Here is a 15207-nt window from a genome sequence, read left to right as displayed (position 1 = left end):
GCGCGGGTCCGGACCGTCCGCCTTTCACCTCTCACTGCACCCGCGCGCACAGAAAGGACCCGCGCCCATGACCACACAGAAGAAGGCGACCGCTGCACGGCGGCCGGACGACAAGCCGTACGACTTCAACCTCGACGCCGTCGAAGCTGAGGTCGACCTGACGCCGTTCGTGTTCCAGTACCAGGGGCGACGCTGGTCTATGGCACACCTGATGGATCTTGACATCATGCCGCTGATCACCGCGGCGCAGAACGGCGACGCCGCTGCCATGCTCGGCGCCTTTCGCGAGGCGCTCGGCAAGGACTGGCCTGCGTTCGAGAAGGTGGGACTGAAGCAGTTCCGCTTGCAGCCCCTGTTCGAGGCGTACCAGGGGCATTGCGGGATGGCACCGGGGGAATCCGGGGCCTCGACCGACTCCTGAGAGAGCACGGCGAGGCAGTCGAGGCAGACCTGCGGCAGCACTACGGGGTGCGACTCTCCGATCTCTACCGGGGCGAGCTGTCGTGGCGTGAGCTCGGCGTGCTCGTACGACAGTTGCCGGCGGGCGCCCGCACGCGTCGCGCGCTCGGCGACACCGACAGCATGTGGGGGCTCGGCGAGCACCTACAGGCAGCCGTGATCGACGAGCTGCGCGTCGCCAACTGGCAGCGCGCGAACAGTGGGCTGAAAGCCCACGAGCAGAGCAAACCCCCCGAGCCCGTCGAGCGGCCGGGCAACCGGACGCAGCAGCGACGGAAGATCACCGCCGACGATCTGCTCGCTCACCGAGAACGCACTCGCTTGCACGCGGTCGCCTAGAACGCGCACCGCCCTACCCATCCGGAAGGGCGGTGCGCGCCATGGCCGCAGCAGCAACCGAGGTCGCAGTCGGGTACGTGTCGATCGTCCCGAGCGCCCGTGGGTACGCCGCCGATCTACAGCGGCAGATCGGCCGCCCGACGGCGCAGGTCGGCGAGAAGGTCGGGGCGCAGGCGGGGCAGTCCGCGAGCCGCAGCATGCTGTCGGGCCTCGGCGGCGGGCTGAAAGCGGGGATCGGTGCGGTCGCGGTCGGCGCTGGCGTGCTGTTCGCGTCGGCGTTCAGCGAGGCGGTTGCACAGGAACAGTCGGGCGCACGGCTCGCCGCTCAACTCGGCTTGAACGCCGCCGAGTCGGCGAAGTACGGGAAGATCGCGGGTGACGTCTACGCCAAGGGGTACGGCGAGTCGGTCGACCAGGTCAACGACGCGCTTAAGCAGCTCACGCAGAACGGGATCATCGCTGCCCGTTCGCCGAAGAAGGACGTCGAGCAGCTCACGCAGTCCGCGCTCGGGCTCGCCGAGGCGTTCGGTACGGACGTCGGCGCAGCCGCGAGGGGCGCCGGGGCGCTCGTCAAGTCGGGACTTGCAAAGAACAGCCGCGAGGCGCTTGACCTGATCACGCGCGGGTTCCAGACCGGCGCGGACAAGAGCGAGGATTTCCTCGACACCCTGAACGAGTACGGCCCCCAGTTCAAGGCGCTCGGGCTCACGGGTGCGCAGTCGATCGGGCTGCTCACGCAGGGACTCAAGGCGGGTGCGCGCGACGGCGATCTCGTCGCCGACGCAATGAAGGAATTCACGATCCGGGCGACCGACGGATCGAAGGCGTCGGCCGACGGGTTCAAGGCGCTCGGCTTGTCCGGCGAGAAGATGACCGCGATCTTCGCGCGGGGCGGTCCGGGTGCCGCGAAGGGCCTCGATCTGGTCCTCGACCGGCTGCGTGCGATCCCCGATCCGGCGACCAGGTCGCAGACCGCGGTCGCGCTTTTCGGTACGCAGGCGGAGGATTTGAACTCCGCGCTTTTCGCCCTTGACCCCTCGAAGGCAACGACTGCGATCGGTGCGGTCGGCGGAGCAGCCGACCGCATGGGCAAGACGCTGCACGCGACGTCGACGATGTCGATCGAGGTGTTCCGCCGGGCGTTCATGCAGGGGCTCGTACGGGTCATCACGACGTACGTGCTCCCCGCGGTCGTCGCGGTCGGCGGGTTCCTGAACACCTACGTGCTGCCGGTCGTACAGACCGTCGGCGGCGCGGTGCTGTCCTTTCTCGTGCCTGCGCTCGTCGCGGTCGGTGCGGCGTTCATGGGCGGGGTCCGCTGGATCCGCGAGTACGGGGTGTGGCTGCTGCCGGTCGGCGTGGCTGTCGCCGGGCTCGCGCTCACGATGGGCGCCTCGGCGATCGCGACCGGTGCGGCGACGGCGGTGTTCGCGGTCTATCGCGGGGTGCTGCTCGCGGCGGCCGCGGTGACGCGCGGGTACGCGATCGCGCAGGGGCTGCTCAATGCGGTGATGAACGCGAACCCGATCGGGCTGATCATCACGGCCGTTGCGGCACTCGGGACGCTGCTCGTCGTCGCCTACCAGCGGAGCGACACGTTCCGGGCGATCGTGCAGGCAGCTTGGGCGGGCATCCAAGTCGCCGCAATGTGGGCGTGGACCAACGTCCTTAAGCCCGTGATCGACGGGCTCATGATCGGGTTTCGGGCGATCGGCGCGGTCGCGTCGTGGCTCTGGTCGACGATCCTCTCGCCCGTGTTCTCGGCGATCGGGCTCGCCGCACGGATTCTGTTCGCGATCGTCGCGACGGTCCTGATCACGCCGATCGTGCTGCTGTTCCGGGTACTCGGCGCGGTCGTGTCGTGGCTGTGGAACGCGGCGATCGGACCGGCGTTCCGCGGGATCGGTGCGGTCGCAATGTGGCTGTGGAACAACGGGATCAAGCCCGCTGCGACGAACATCATGAACATCGTTCGGGCAGTCGGTGTGATCGCCGGGTGGTTGTGGCGCAACGCGATTCAGCCGGCGTTCGCCGGGATTGGTGCGGTCGCATCATGGCTGTGGAACAACGCGCTGCGGCCGATCTTCACGGTTGCGAGTGCGGGGATCAAGGCGCTCGGCGCAGTCGGCATGTGGCTGTGGAACAACGCGATCGCCCCGGCGTTCCGCGGGATCGGTGCGGTCGCGTCGTGGCTGTGGACGAACGCACTGAAGCCCGTTTTCGATCGCGGTCGCGCTGCGGTCGCGCTGTTCGGTGCTGCTTTCTCGCTCGCGAAGGATGCGATCGGTAAGGCGTGGAATCAGGTCAAGTCGATCGCGGCGAAGCCGGTGAACTTCATCATCGAGTGGGTCTACACCAAGGGCATCAAGGCGGTGTGGGACAAGGTCGCCGGGTTCGTCGGGTTGGGCAAGTTGCCTGCCGCGCCGAAGCTGCTCGCGGCCGGCGGCACGGTCGGCTCGGGCTGGGGGCCGGCGGCGCCGATGGTGACCAACCGGCCGACGGCGATCGTCGGCGAGGGCAACCCGGCGCATCCCGAGTTCGTGATCCCGACCGACCCGAAGTACCGCGGCCGCGCGCTGTCGTTGTGGCAGGCGGCGGGGTCGCAGCTTATGGCCGACGGCGGGATCATCGGCGATATCTGGGGCGGTATCAAGGGAGCGGCGAGCAAGATCGGAAACGTCGTGATGTCCGGCGTCGACTTCCTGTCGGACCCCTCGAAGATGTGGGAGAAAGCCACCGGGTTCATTCGCCGGAAGATCGCCGAGATTGGGTCGTCGCCGATCGCTCAGACCCTGTCGAAGATCCCGATGAAGATGCTCACGGGCTTGAAGGACAAGATCCTGAAAGTCGCGGGCTCACTCTTCGGGGGCGGCGGCGGGGGCGGCGACATCGGCGGCGCAGGTGTCCAGCGTTGGAGCGGCGTCGTGTTGCAGGCGCTCCGCATGGTCGGACAGCCGGCGTCGCTGCTGCCGGTCGTGCTGCGCCGGATGAACCAGGAGTCGGGCGGTAACCCCCGCGCGATCAACAACTGGGACATCAACGCGAAGAACGGCGACCCGAGTCGCGGGCTCATGCAGACGATCGGCGGCACGTTCAACGCGTACGCCGGTCCCCTGCGCGGCCGCGGCATCTACGACCCGCTCGCCAACATCTACGCGAGCATGCGCTACGCCATGTCGAGGTACGGCTCGCTCGCGCGGGCGTACAACCGGCCGGGCGGATACGCAGGCGGCGGCCGCCCTCGGGCGGGCGAGCTCGCGTGGGTCGGCGAACGGGGCGCCGAGCTCGTCGAGTTCGGGCCCGGGTCGCAGGTGTTCGACCACGAGACGTCGCTGCGCATGGCGAGCGCAGGCACTGCGGCGGCCGGGTCGGTGCCGAGCAGCACCCGCTCGACACCCCGCACGGCGAGCAGCGCCGGCTCGTCGGCCGAGCCGCGCGAAATGGTGCTGAGCGGCCCCCTGTACCTCGAAGGGGGCGAGCTGCTCGGCATGGTCCGGGGAGTCGTCCGCGAGGCGCAGAGCGCGCTCGTGATGCAGGCGCAGGCAGGAAGGAGGACATGACGTGTCGATCATCATCGACCCGGACGTGCTGCCGCCGGCACCGCCGGTCGAGGCGGTGTCGCCGGACGGGATCCTGACGGTCCGGCGGGACGACTCGCACGCGGGTGTGTACCTGATCGCCGATTACACGTCGACGTCACCGCAGAAGGTGCGGTTCGTGCGGGTCGGCGTCGACGGCGTCGAGGTGCCCGTGCGGGGCGGCGATCTCGCGTGGGCGCCGGGCGGTGTCGCGGTGGCGTACGACCACGAGTCGCCGCTCGGGCTCGCCGCATCCTGGTACGTCTACCCGGTGTCATGGGCCGGTGTGGTCGGCGCCCGGTCGGCGGGGGTGTCGGTCACGGTGTCCGAGCCCGAGCCGACCCGGGATGTGTGGATCAAGAGCATCACCGAGCCGGGGCTGTCGCTGCGGGTGCGGGTGATGGCGTGGCCCACCCTCGAATATGCGGAGCGGCAGGAGCGGTTCGACGTCCTCGGGGCATCGGCCCCGGTGATGCGGGTTGATCCCTGGTCGCTGCCGACGTCCTCGGCGCAGATCGAGACGACGACGCTCGCCGAGCGTCTCGCGCTGCGGGCGCTGCTCACGGTGGGCACGACGGTGCTCGTGCAGACCCGGCAGGAATATGGACGCGAGGACACGTATTGGGTGCCCGGCAAGCTGTCCGAGTCGATGTCGGGTGACGCCGGCGACCCGCACCGCACATGGGACGTCCCGGTGACGGCGGTTGCCCGGCCGCCGACGATCGACGCCCCGCTGCGCATCCCCGGCCGGTCGTACGACGACAGTGCCGTGCTGTGGCCCACGTACGCGGACCGGACAGCGACCGGGCAGACGTACCAGGACGTGACGACCGGGGGGTGAGCCGGACATGTGGCCTGTCTCGCGACGGTGGGACCCCGCCCTACGGCATACGCACCGGCTGACAGCACGGGCGACGATCCTGCCGCCCGAAGGGGCGCCATTCGAGGCGCCGCTGCTGTCGTGGTCGGTGACCGGGGACCGTACGGCGAACGTCCGCCGGACCGTGCAGGCAGTCCTCGCCCCTGGCGTCCGCCGAGGACTCGACGGCGTCACCGTGCAGGGCGGGTTCATGCAGCTCGATGTCGGGGTCGACTACCTCGACGGATCGCGCGAGCTTGTGCCGCAGGGGCTGTTCCGCCTCGACGAAGAAGATGCGGCGCTGCCGTTCGGCGGCGTCTCAGTGAAGGGGTACGGGCGCGAGAAGATCGTCGCGGACGACCGCTTTCTGACCCCCCGCACCGAGCGCAACAGCAGCGCACTCGACCTGATCGAGGCGCTGCTGCTGGAGAGTGTCCCGTCGGCGACCGTCACCCGGCGTACGACCCGCGATGCCTCGGTGTCGGCGACGACGTGGGAGCGCGAGCGCTTCGAGGCGATCGACGGCACCGACAGCTCGCTCGCCCGCTCCCTCGGCGTCGAGGTGTGGGCGGACGGGCTCGGGCAGTTCGTGATCAGCCGCGTACCGACCCTGTCGGACGCCCCGGTGTGGACGGTCGACACGGGCGACGGCGGCGCGCTCATCACCGCGGCCGCCTCGACGTCAACGGCCGGTCTGTACAACCTAGTTGTGGCAACGGGGGACGCGAGCGACGGCAGCGTTCCGATCGGGCCGATCACCGTCCGGGATGTCGACCCGACGTCGCCGACCCGGATCACGGGCCCGATGGGACGCCGCCCGCGGCATTACTCAAGTCCGTTGCTGCGTACGGCTGCGCAGGCAGACACCGCCGCGCGGTCGCTGCTCGCGAACTCGCTCGGGCTCGCGGCCGGGCTGAGCTTCACCGCGATTCCGAACCCGGCGCTCGAACCGGGCGACGTCGTGCGGGTCGAGCCCGAGGACGGGCCGGCGCAGCTCCACATCATCGACAAACTCACGCTCGGCTCGTCGGGCGCAATGCAGTGCGAGACCCGGTCGACGCGAGCGGACGACGAAGGGGCGACATGACTGAGCTGATCGACGCGCTGCTGCCTCGCGCGAGCAACCCCTCGCCGGGATCGGCAGTCGTCGCCGCAGTGCTCCCCGACGGAACGGTCGACATCACCGTCGCGGGCGCGACGATCAACGCCGCCTGTCTGGAGGGCTACACCGACCGCGCGGCCGCCGACGTCGTGTTCGTGATCCCAGTGCGGGGCGGATACGTCGTCGTCGGCCGCTTCACCCCACCCCCCGCCCCATAGGAAGGACCCCCGTATGCCTGTCACCCCGATTGGCGCCGCCCCCTATCCGGCGGGTGCCGATGCCGATGCTGTTCCAGCCGATCTCATGGCGCTCGCCGTGTGGGCGTCGACCCGGGTCAACATGAACTTCGCGACCGCGGCCGCCCGCGATGCCGCGATCCCCGCACCGACGCAGGGCATGATCGCGTGGCTTCAAACGCCGGGGTCGCTCACCGTACGCACCGCGACCGGGTGGCGGACGCTGTGGAGCCAACTCGCGTGGACGGACGTCGTTCTGTCCAGCGGGTACGAAACGTACGGCACGCCCCCGTCGGCCGCGGTCGAGAGTGGGCTGTTCATCAACCTGCGGGGCGGGATCCAGCGGTCTACCGAAGGCGCGCAGATCGCTACGAGCACGATCGTCGGGTACATCCCGTCGGCGCTCGGTACGCCTCTCTCAGGCGACTACCCGATCGCTACTCAGTATCTGGCAGTGGCAGCGAGCCGCCTGTACGTCGGGGCTGATCGCAGCCTGCGGTACGTCGGGCCCAACACCGGATGGATGGGCCTTAACGGTGTGCGCATCCCCCTGAACTGAGAGGAACTCCATGCGGTATCAGTACGGGTCCGACGGGGGCGCGGTCGTCACGGATGCGGCGGGCAACGCGCTCGCGTCCCGGCCGGGCACGGTGTGGACCGCCCGCACGGGCGGATCGCAGGTGACGGATATTCTCACCCTCGCCGGCGCGGCGACGGGCGGCACGGTGACGACCGACAGCACGGGCCGGCTCGCGTGGCAAGGGCCCGACGGGGTCACCGCAACACTCTGGTGGGACTCGGGCGGTGTGCGCTGGGCGGTGCTGCCGACCGAGCCCGACCGGGTGGCCCGAGCCATGGTCGACACGTACGGGGTGTCGGCGAGCAGCATCGGCTCGCCGGGCGGGATCGCCTCGCTCGACGGCGGCGGGAAGGTTCCAGAGGGGCAACTGCCGGACCTCGCTGCGTCGTACATCCCGCGGCCGGCCGGTGGGCAGGCGGGCGACTCGCTGCTGCGCGGGTCCGGGACGTCGGTCTACTGGGGGCGCGTCTCTGCGGGGACGGTCGCCCCGTGGGCCGGTCTGGACTCGGTGACTGCGCCCCGCTGGATCGCGCACCGCGGCGCCGGGCTGCTCGCCCCCGAGAACTCGCTCGAAGCGTTCCGGATGTCCGCGGCGCTCGCGGCAGACGCGATCGAGATCGACGTGTACAAAGTGAGCGACGGCGGGCTGTTCGTGATGCACGACAGCACCGTCGACCGCACCTCGAACCTGTCGGGTACTACCTCGGCACTGACGACCCCGGCAGCCCTGCGCGGCCGCATCGACGCAGGCAGTTGGTTCGCCAACACCTGGCCGTCCGACCTGCGCATCCCCTTGTTCGCTGACGTCCTCGCGAGCATCGGCAACACCGTGCCCATGATCGTGCACTGCAACAACGCCGGCAGCGGGGCGGCCGCCGTCGCCGAGATCCTCCGGCAAGAGCTTGAGCAGTCAGTGCTCATCATGGCGTGGACCGAGGCCGAGCTCGCCGCCGCGCGCACCGCGGGCATCCCGTCGATACTGCTCGACGTCGACGGCGTGCTGTCCGGCCAGACGTACGCCGGCCTGATCGCCGCCGGAACGAAGTACCTCGGCGTCGACCACTCCCAGACGACGAACGCCACGATCAACGCCGCGGCTGCGGCCGGGCTGCGGGTCCTGGTCTACACCGTCAACCGGCGCTCCGCAGTCGCTGCTCTGCCTGCCGGGACCGTGTGGGGAGTCATCAGCGACGACCCCTGGTACGCCCGCGGGGTGCAGTCGCTGCGGACTACGGACCTGAACGCCGCAGGCACGTTCCTGCACGGCATGCAGGGGATCGCCGACGTCCCCGACTACCGCGGGTTCTACACCCTCGGCTCGCCGTCCTGGTGGGGGCTGGACGCGTCCGGCACGGGGCAGGCGGACATCGTCACCAACGGCGGATACGTGTCCTGCCTGCACGGCTACCTCGGGCCGCTCCCCTCGGCTTTCACCGTCGATTACGACTACGTCCTCGACGCATCCGACTACGCCTCGGCGTCGCACCAACTGACACTCACCCTCGGCGACCGGCAGTTCGACGACAACGGCGGCGCGGCCGCGAACCCGAACGGGTACAACATCCTGATCAGGACGAACGGCGTGATCGACGTGTACTCGGTGACCGGCGGCACCCCGACGAGCATTGGCACCGTAGCGACTGCGGCGATCACGCCGGGCAGCGCGCAGCACCTGCGGGTGCAGGTGACGGCGACGCAGATCATCGTCACCCGGACCAACATCACCGCGCCGAACTCGGTGACGGTCACGAACTCGACCTACCGGGGCGGGATGTACCCGCACCTGGGCGTACGCGACACCAAGACTCGGTGGTCGGCGATCGCCGTCACCTGATCCAGCCCGACCCCGCAGCCCCGAGCCGAACCGGCCGGGGCTTTCTCTATGTCCGGAGGGACCCGTGCCTGATCTTTGGATGCCCGGCGCCCGGCGCCTCGACGTCGGCGACCATGCCCCGACGGACGGCGGTCCGGCGAAGGCGATCGCTCACATCACGTGGGACCGCAACGCGACCGCGGCCAAGCCTGCGGCGCTCGTGCCGTACGAGACGCTCACCGACTACTTCGGACGCAACACGGCCGGACGTGCAGCCGCTCCCCATCTGCTGTGGGACCCGTTCACCGGCCGGGTAACGCAGTTCCTCCCCGCGAACTCCCGCTCGAAGAGCCTCGCCGACCGGGCGGGCGGCACCCGTACGAACCGCGCCGGCAGCGTCGTGATCCAGATCGAGGCGCTGTTCTTCCCGTACTGCCGCGTGAACAACACGACGTACGCGCGGCTCGTCGACACCCCGTGCAAGGGGTGGGCCGAGGTGCTCGCCTACGTCCGGTCGTGGGGCGTTCCGGACGTCTGGCCGATGGGGCGCCCGACGGATTTCGTGGGGCGCCGCAACGACGCGACGTGGCGCTCGGCGGCCGGATGGTTCGGGCACTCCCACGTGCCCGAGAACGACCACCAGGACCCCGGAACGTGGCCTGCGTTCACCGGGTCCCCGACCACACCGGCCCCGAAGTTCGAGCCGTTCCCCGGTGTCAGCTTCTTCAAGATCGGCCGCCGGTCACCGGTCATCACCGCCATGGGCCGACGGCTCGTCGCCGAGGGCTGCGGGAAGTACCGCGAGGGCCCGGGGCCGGCGTGGACCGACGTCGACAGGCAGTCGTACGCCGCATGGCAACGCCGCTGCAACTACACCGGGGCGGCCGCCGACGGCATCCCCGGCCCGACTACGTGGGCGCTGCTGCGCGTCCCGCGCGTCTGATCTGAAAGGACACCCGATCATGGCTGCACCCGTAGAAACGAAGGTCACCGTATCCAGCGTCGCCGCGTACCTCGCGTCGACCGGGCTGCTCGCGGTCCTCGCCGCCGTGCAGGACGACGTACGGCTCGTCGGGTTCCTCCCCGACGGGCTCGCCCCGTTCGTCCTCGCGATCATCCCGACCGCGATCACGTTCGTCGGCGGGTGGGCGACGAAGCACACCCCGCGGACGACCCGCACCCTTCCGGAACTGTGATGTCGGCCGCGCCCGCCCGCATGTGGGCACACCTCGGGTGGCGCGGCGTCGCCCTCGCCGGCACCGGAGCGTGCTGGATCACGTACGGGCTCGGGCTGATCGTCACCTCGCGCGGACTCGTCACGTCCGGTGCTGCCCCGGTGATCCGGATCATGTGCATCGAGGGATGGGGCGCCGTGTGGATCGCCTGCGGGGTCCTCGCCATGGCGGCCGGGGCGCTGCGACCAGGACGTGACGTCTGGGGGTTCGCCGCGATCACCCTGCCCCCGACCGTGTGGGGGCTCGCATTCATCGCGAGCGCGCTCGGTGGCAGCCCGACCGCGTGGGCGTCCGTGCCGATATACCTCGCGGTGCTGCTGCTCGTCGTGGTCGTCGCCGCGGTGACAAGGGGGCGACATGGGTGAGGGGACAGTGCTCGGCGTCGCGATCGCGGTCGTCGGCGCGTTCGGCTCGGTGCTCGTCGCGAGGATCTCGACCCCGCGGCCGGGGGCAGACCGGCCGGCGCTGGACGTCGACGAGCGCGACGTCGGCGAGCTGCGGGTGAGCTCGGAGATCTGGCAGCGCTTCAAGATCCTCGAAGGGAAAGTCGATCACCTCACAGTGATCGTCGAGCAGCAGCGCGAGCAAGTGACGAAGCTCGAACGGCTGCTGCGCCTCGCAATGCGGGTGATCAGGCGGGCGAACCGCCGGCTGCGACTTGGCCAACTCGAACCGGAAGAAGTGCCCGTCGAGCTCATCCCGTACTCGATCGACTGATGACTGCGCCCCTGTCTGGCCTCACGGCCGGGCAGGGGCGCTTTCGTCATGTCCGCACAGATTCCCGTGCAGCGTGGGACACTTAGGGCACCCCCCCCGCAGCGCCCCGCCATCCCCCCTCGGCGGGGCGCTGCTCAGCCGTCACCCCTCCCGCGCGGCACCTTCGGGCCACACAACGTTGACCGGCAGACCCGCCTCGCGGGCGTCGCCGACCGTGTCCGCCGTGCCGCCACCCTTGCCCGAGGGTGGGGTGCCATCCCACACCGCGACGAGCCGGTCGGCCCTGCGCAGCAGCTCGGCGTTCGCCGACTCGTACGCCTGCCGATTAGCCGACTCGTGGGGCAGCACGACGACCTCGACGGCAGCCTCGACAAGGTGGTCGAAGACTGCGGCGTGCTCGGGCTTCACCTTGTTCGCGCGGTAGTCCTGCGACGGGATCACGACGACCAGGCGCCCGCCGACCTCGGATACGACCTCGGCGAAGATGCTGTCGGACCCGGCCGCGATGCAGGACACCCCGACAAGCCCGTCGGCCGCATGCGGGGCGAGCACCTCGCGCAGCGCCGCCCGCACAAGCGGCACACTCTCGTCGGTCAAGTCCATGTGCCCGGTGACTGCAATGGTCGTCACGTACGTACTCCGATCAAGTCGACAGAAGGTCGCGGATACTGTCTCGTGCCTCGCGCAGCCCCGATGATGCACTGCGCCCCACCGTGTACGGGTACAGGGCACTGAGCTGAGATCGGACCCGAGCGGACCGGGTGAGCGCCGCAGCCTCGACGGCGCGCTGCGTGTTCGTGGCAGCGTCCACAGTGTCGCCCGCAAGGAAACTGCACTCGGCAAGGCCGATCCAGTCGAGCGCGTACGACCTGCTCGCCTCGACCCCACGAATGGCGAGCGCCTGCCGGATCGAATTGGCAGCCGGCTCGGCGTGCTTCCGCGGGTCGGTACGCGCCATGTCGAGCATGCGCCCACCGGTCACGCCTGCGAGCTCGGCGTCGCCAAAGTAACCGATCCAGTACGGCTCTTCACGGGCACCCGCGTCGGTGAGCGCCTCGGCAGCCTGCCCGGTGGCACGCTGAAACGCGCTCGCCCGCCCCTGCGCGGCGTAGCACCATGCCTCGCGGGTGTGGAGCATGGCCCGGACTCGTGGGCCGATCTCGTGCCGTGCACCATCCTGCGCGAGCCGTACGAGTTCGAGTGCGTCCTGCGGGCGCTCGCGGTAGAGCAACTGCCGCGCCATCCCGGCGAGTACGTTCGCGCCGAACACGGTGTCGCCGCCGGCGTGCGCGGACCGCAGGGCGAGAACGTAGTACTGCTGCGCCTGCCGCTGCTGCCCTGAATCCCATGCCATCGTTGCAGCCGTACCGGCGAGCTGCGCCATCACGCGATACAGCCGCTGCTCGACGTCCGGGCGCTGCTGCTCTTCTAGGTTCGCCGCAACTTCGTTGAGCTGCCCGACGACCGCCTTCCGACGCAGCCCCCCGCCGTAGCGGTGATCCCAGGATCTGAACTGTCGTGCGGTGCGCTCCAGTTGCTCTATGTCCTGCTCGCCGAGTCGACCACGACGGGGGCGAGTCGGTGCTGCTGCGGCCGGCTGCAACCAGCCTTCGAGGGAGTCGAGCAGCACGGCACCGGATACTGCTACGCCGGCGAGTGCGCGAGTGGCTTCACGCCGATCCATCACTAGATCACTCCGAGTCAGGGTCGAGGCAAGATCGACCGTAACGTCGGGGCGCCACGGACTCTCGTCCGCGGGCGGTTGCCGATCAGGTTCGGCGACGTGCTGCTGCTCGTCGAGGGGTTCCACCTCCCACGGCCGACGAGCGAGGCCGAGCATGTGACCGGGGATGCGTAGACCGTCGGCGATACGGCAGATCACGGCGAAGCTGACGATCTGCTGCTGCCCGCTGATGACGTTCGAGATCTTGCCGGGCGTGAGTTCACACGCCGCTGCGATGCGGTTCTGTGACAGCCCGCCCCACTTTTTGATCAGCGTGAAGACGCTCGCGAAGTCGTGTTCCGCGAGGGCTGCCGTGACGTCCTCGCGGTCGAGGACGTCGGGGGAAAGAGGGCCGCGGGTGTCTGTATCCATGGGCCAATCCGAAATGATCTTAGGCACGAAAAGCGGATTCCCTAAAGGGACATCTAGCCTATTACCGAGGCGGTAACCCCCGCCGGTCATATGGGGTTTGAGTGCTGCGGCCGACGATCGTCATGAAGCGGCGACCAGCCGATGAGCTGCTCGTCGACGCCGACAGCGGACGGACCCCGGTCATGCGCGAGCCCAAATCCAGAATCAACGTGTCGCCCGTCGGGCGGAACTTCGATGTCGTCAAGGTCCCGTCCCCGCTGGGACGGCTCGTGATTGAGGCGGGCATCGGCGGACCCGTAATCAACGAACCGGCCGGACTCGTGTACTTCTTCCTGGTACCCGTCGGCACCTCGAACGCGTGGCCCGTCGCCGCCGAGGGCATGCAGTGCCTCGGCGACACGTCATACATCCCCGTACCAGTCCGCGAGGTGCTCGCCCCGCCCGGCCCGCATTGGCTGCAATGGCCGATCGACCCCGACCGGCGCGTTGACCGCGACCGGCTCGTCGACCCCGACCGGCTCGCCGAGCTGCTGTGCACGGTGGACGCATGAACGGGGGCACGCGGGACGCGATCGAGTGGGTACGCGACTCGGGCGCGAAGGTGAACGTGACCCTCGCCGCATGGTCCGGTGGGCAGCTCGCTGAACTGCCCGTCGGGCAGGCATGGGACGTTGTACGCGTTCCCCACTTGCAAGGCGCGGATGCGCTACAGCAGTTGAGGGTGACCCGCGCACCATTCGGGCCGATCCTGTACTCGCCAGCGGGGTTCGAGTTCCTGCTGCGCGTCGGATCGGCGGCCGATTGGGATCTCCCCGGGGCGACAGCCATCACGCACGGCGAGGTGCTGCTCGTACCGCACCCGTCGGTCATCAGCCCGGCAGAGCCTGGCGAATGGCACTGGATCGTGCCGCCGGACGACGGGGGATCGCTCACGGACGCGAGCGATCTCTACGGGGCGTACGCGTCGGCCGTGGCGTTCTTCCACCTGGGGGCGTCGTGACTGCGGTCGTAGACAAGGCTCCGCCGGTACCCACGTCCGAACTGCTCAAGCGGCTCGACGTCCGGCTGTGGCTGGACCACACGAACGACGGGCGGGTGTTCGCGATCATGCTGATCGTCCACACCGCCCCCGACTTTGACCCTGATGCCGACCCCGACGACGACGCCGGCCCCGACGACGACTTCGATCCGGCCCCGATCGAGCAGCACATGCTCGGCGTGGCTGCCGCCCTCGGGATCCGGCCGACGGGCCGCGGCGTCGCGGGCGAATCCGCACCGGCACACATCGGCCGCCGCGTGTACGTCGACGGCGACGAGCTGCGCGTGAGTCTAAGTGCTGTCCGGGACATCCTGCGGGTGCCGCGCGCCCGTTACTGGGCGCCCGCAGCACTCGGGCTCGGGCAGGCGGTCGTCGCCGTGGGGCTCGACGAACTCGCGGCCAACGCGCGTCGAGAGGAGGTGCAGGAGTACATCGAGGCGTCGCTGCACGCGGGGCGCATGTACGCCGCAGTGTCGGACGTCGCGCCCGCCCCCGGGCGAATTGCCGTTGCGCGTAGGCGAGTTGGGGTGGGGAACTGATGATCGCCCGTTCACGCGGGCGACTGACCAGGGTTCAAATCTGTTGCTCTTCCGTGATCAGGGCACAAGGGTGAGTGCTCGTGCCCATGACACATGCCCCGCTGTGAAAGCAGCCGGCGGCCCTTGACACCGCCTGCCACCGAGACCCCGTGTCAGTAGCGGCCCCCAGCGGTGCAGAGGCGTTCGCGTGTCCGCCTGAATGCGCCGTTAGACGCTAAGACTCAGTCAAAGCGTCCCGCCCCGTACCGTCACCGGTGCGGGGCGGTCTACGTTGGAACGCAGAAGGGTCCCCACCGATAAAGCCGGTGGGGACCCTTGCCCGTGGGGCCAACCTCCCCGTTGACGTCCACAGGAAGTGGGAGACGCGTGTCAGGCGCGCGCGAGGAGACGCCCCTGCCCCTCCCATGTGCCGCACTCTACGCGGCACGCAAGGGCGGGGCAGTACCTCGAAAGAGTGATCCCCGCTCATGATCGTTAGGGGATGTGGACTCTTTGCGGACTCTGATCATGAAAGAACCCTCCCGTTCGAATGAACGGGAGGGTTCTTAAGGCTCTGACCAGCTAGCTAGTCAGTGCCCCCGGCAGGATTCGAACCTGCGACACCAGCTTTAGGAGA

The 15207-nt window shown here is 69.4% G+C and carries 17 protein-coding genes; 15 read left to right on the top strand and 2 right to left on the bottom strand.

From position 1 onward, the window contains the following. Positions 1–67 precede the first annotated feature (67 nt). The 12 genes from ACIA73_RS39990 to ACIA73_RS39935 all read left to right on the top strand — a co-directional run bounded on the left by ACIA73_RS39990 (position 68) and on the right by ACIA73_RS39935 (position 10918). Complete coding sequence (locus tag ACIA73_RS39990; RefSeq protein WP_399443922.1) at positions 68–421, top strand: hypothetical protein; 354 nt, start codon at positions 68–70, stop codon at positions 419–421. Positions 422–468: 47 nt separating this feature from the next. Next, positions 469–798, top strand: coding sequence for a hypothetical protein (locus tag ACIA73_RS39985; protein WP_399443921.1), 330 nt, complete (start codon positions 469–471; stop codon positions 796–798). 41 nt (positions 799–839) lie between these two features. Continuing rightward, positions 840–4358, top strand: coding sequence for a phage tail tape measure protein (locus ACIA73_RS39980; protein ID WP_399443920.1), 3519 nt, complete (start codon positions 840–842; stop codon positions 4356–4358). Between the two features lies 1 nt (position 4359). Beyond that, the gene (locus ACIA73_RS39975) at positions 4360–5217 is read left to right on the top strand and encodes a hypothetical protein (protein WP_399443919.1); all 858 of its coding nucleotides are present in this window, start codon (positions 4360–4362) and stop codon (positions 5215–5217) included. A 7-nt stretch (positions 5218–5224) separates the two neighbouring features. After that, positions 5225–6322: a DUF5047 domain-containing protein gene (locus ACIA73_RS39970; protein ID WP_399443918.1), complete on the top strand. Its 1098-nt coding sequence runs from the start codon at positions 5225–5227 to the stop codon at positions 6320–6322. Next, positions 6319–6555: a hypothetical protein gene (locus ACIA73_RS39965; protein WP_399443917.1), complete on the top strand. Its 237-nt coding sequence runs from the start codon at positions 6319–6321 to the stop codon at positions 6553–6555. Before ACIA73_RS39970 ends, ACIA73_RS39965 begins: the two co-directional genes overlap by 4 nt. 13 nt (positions 6556–6568) lie before the next feature. Next, complete coding sequence (locus ACIA73_RS39960; RefSeq protein WP_399443916.1) at positions 6569–7132, top strand: hypothetical protein; 564 nt, start codon at positions 6569–6571, stop codon at positions 7130–7132. Positions 7133–7142: 10 nt separating this feature from the next. After that, positions 7143–8987 (top strand): glycerophosphodiester phosphodiesterase, encoded by a 1845-nt coding sequence (locus ACIA73_RS39955; RefSeq protein ID WP_399443915.1) that lies wholly within the window; start codon positions 7143–7145, stop codon positions 8985–8987. Positions 8988–9051: 64 nt separating this feature from the next. Beyond that, positions 9052–9909, top strand: a complete 858-nt coding sequence (locus ACIA73_RS39950) for a peptidoglycan-binding protein (RefSeq protein WP_399443914.1) — start codon at positions 9052–9054, stop codon at positions 9907–9909. 19 nt (positions 9910–9928) lie between these two features. Further along, entirely contained in the window at positions 9929–10162 is a 234-nt protein-coding gene (locus tag ACIA73_RS39945) for a holin (protein ID WP_399443913.1), read from the top strand. Beyond that, positions 10162–10566 carry a hypothetical protein gene (locus tag ACIA73_RS39940; RefSeq protein ID WP_399443912.1) on the top strand — a complete coding sequence of 135 codons (405 nt, stop codon included), beginning with the start codon at positions 10162–10164 and terminating at the stop codon, positions 10564–10566. Before ACIA73_RS39945 ends, ACIA73_RS39940 begins: the two co-directional genes overlap by 1 nt. Next, positions 10559–10918, top strand: coding sequence for a hypothetical protein (locus ACIA73_RS39935; RefSeq protein WP_399443911.1), 360 nt, complete (start codon positions 10559–10561; stop codon positions 10916–10918). Before ACIA73_RS39940 ends, ACIA73_RS39935 begins: the two co-directional genes overlap by 8 nt. 141 nt (positions 10919–11059) lie before the next feature. On the opposite strand, the gene ACIA73_RS39930 is transcribed toward ACIA73_RS39935, so the two are convergent. Next, positions 11060–11548, bottom strand: a complete 489-nt coding sequence (locus ACIA73_RS39930; protein WP_399443910.1) for a hypothetical protein — start codon at positions 11546–11548, stop codon at positions 11060–11062. A 13-nt stretch (positions 11549–11561) separates the two neighbouring features. Next, complete coding sequence (locus tag ACIA73_RS39925) at positions 11562–13013, bottom strand: helix-turn-helix domain-containing protein (RefSeq protein WP_399443909.1); 1452 nt, start codon at positions 13011–13013, stop codon at positions 11562–11564. A gap of 122 nt (positions 13014–13135) precedes the next feature. Between ACIA73_RS39925 and ACIA73_RS39920 the strand changes: the two genes are divergently transcribed. The 3 genes from ACIA73_RS39920 to ACIA73_RS39910 are packed head-to-tail and all read left to right on the top strand — an operon-like array spanning position 13136 to position 14591. Further along, positions 13136–13564, top strand: a complete 429-nt coding sequence (locus ACIA73_RS39920) for a hypothetical protein (RefSeq protein WP_399443908.1) — start codon at positions 13136–13138, stop codon at positions 13562–13564. Further along, positions 13561–14013 (top strand): hypothetical protein, encoded by a 453-nt coding sequence (locus ACIA73_RS39915; protein WP_399443907.1) that lies wholly within the window; start codon positions 13561–13563, stop codon positions 14011–14013. The genes ACIA73_RS39920 and ACIA73_RS39915 overlap by 4 nt, the downstream gene beginning before the upstream one ends. Beyond that, positions 14010–14591: a hypothetical protein gene (locus tag ACIA73_RS39910; protein ID WP_399443906.1), complete on the top strand. Its 582-nt coding sequence runs from the start codon at positions 14010–14012 to the stop codon at positions 14589–14591. Before ACIA73_RS39915 ends, ACIA73_RS39910 begins: the two co-directional genes overlap by 4 nt. The last annotated feature ends 616 nt before the right edge of the window (positions 14592–15207 follow it).

The sequence above is a fragment of the Streptomyces sp. NPDC051561 genome (genome assembly GCF_044454195.1).
In the GTDB taxonomy this organism is placed as follows: Bacteria; Actinomycetota; Actinomycetes; order Streptomycetales; family Streptomycetaceae; genus Streptomyces.
Note: the sequence above shows the minus strand (reverse complement) of the source record. Positions and strands in the feature narration are given on the sequence as shown.

What these genes read in the sequence shown, in the direction of transcription:
- ACIA73_RS39990 (WP_399443922.1), top strand. Translation starts at nt 68, where the DNA reads ATGACCACACAGAAGAAGGCGACCGCTGCACGGCGGCCGGACGACAAG.
- ACIA73_RS39980 (WP_399443920.1), top strand. Translation starts at nt 840, where the DNA reads ATGGCCGCAGCAGCAACCGAGGTCGCAGTCGGGTACGTGTCGATCGTC.
- ACIA73_RS39970 (WP_399443918.1), top strand. Translation starts at nt 5,225, where the DNA reads ATGTGGCCTGTCTCGCGACGGTGGGACCCCGCCCTACGGCATACGCAC.
- ACIA73_RS39965 (WP_399443917.1), top strand. Translation starts at nt 6,319, where the DNA reads ATGACTGAGCTGATCGACGCGCTGCTGCCTCGCGCGAGCAACCCCTCG.
- ACIA73_RS39960 (WP_399443916.1), top strand. Translation starts at nt 6,569, where the DNA reads ATGCCTGTCACCCCGATTGGCGCCGCCCCCTATCCGGCGGGTGCCGAT.
- ACIA73_RS39955 (WP_399443915.1), top strand. Translation starts at nt 7,143, where the DNA reads ATGCGGTATCAGTACGGGTCCGACGGGGGCGCGGTCGTCACGGATGCG.
- ACIA73_RS39945 (WP_399443913.1), top strand. Translation starts at nt 9,929, where the DNA reads ATGGCTGCACCCGTAGAAACGAAGGTCACCGTATCCAGCGTCGCCGCG.
- ACIA73_RS39940 (WP_399443912.1), top strand. Translation starts at nt 10,162, where the DNA reads ATGTCGGCCGCGCCCGCCCGCATGTGGGCACACCTCGGGTGGCGCGGC.
- ACIA73_RS39935 (WP_399443911.1), top strand. Translation starts at nt 10,559, where the DNA reads ATGGGTGAGGGGACAGTGCTCGGCGTCGCGATCGCGGTCGTCGGCGCG.
- ACIA73_RS39925 (WP_399443909.1), bottom strand. Translation starts at nt 13,013, where the DNA reads ATGGATACAGACACCCGCGGCCCTCTTTCCCCCGACGTCCTCGACCGC.
- ACIA73_RS39920 (WP_399443908.1), top strand. Translation starts at nt 13,136, where the DNA reads ATGAAGCGGCGACCAGCCGATGAGCTGCTCGTCGACGCCGACAGCGGA.
- ACIA73_RS39915 (WP_399443907.1), top strand. Translation starts at nt 13,561, where the DNA reads ATGAACGGGGGCACGCGGGACGCGATCGAGTGGGTACGCGACTCGGGC.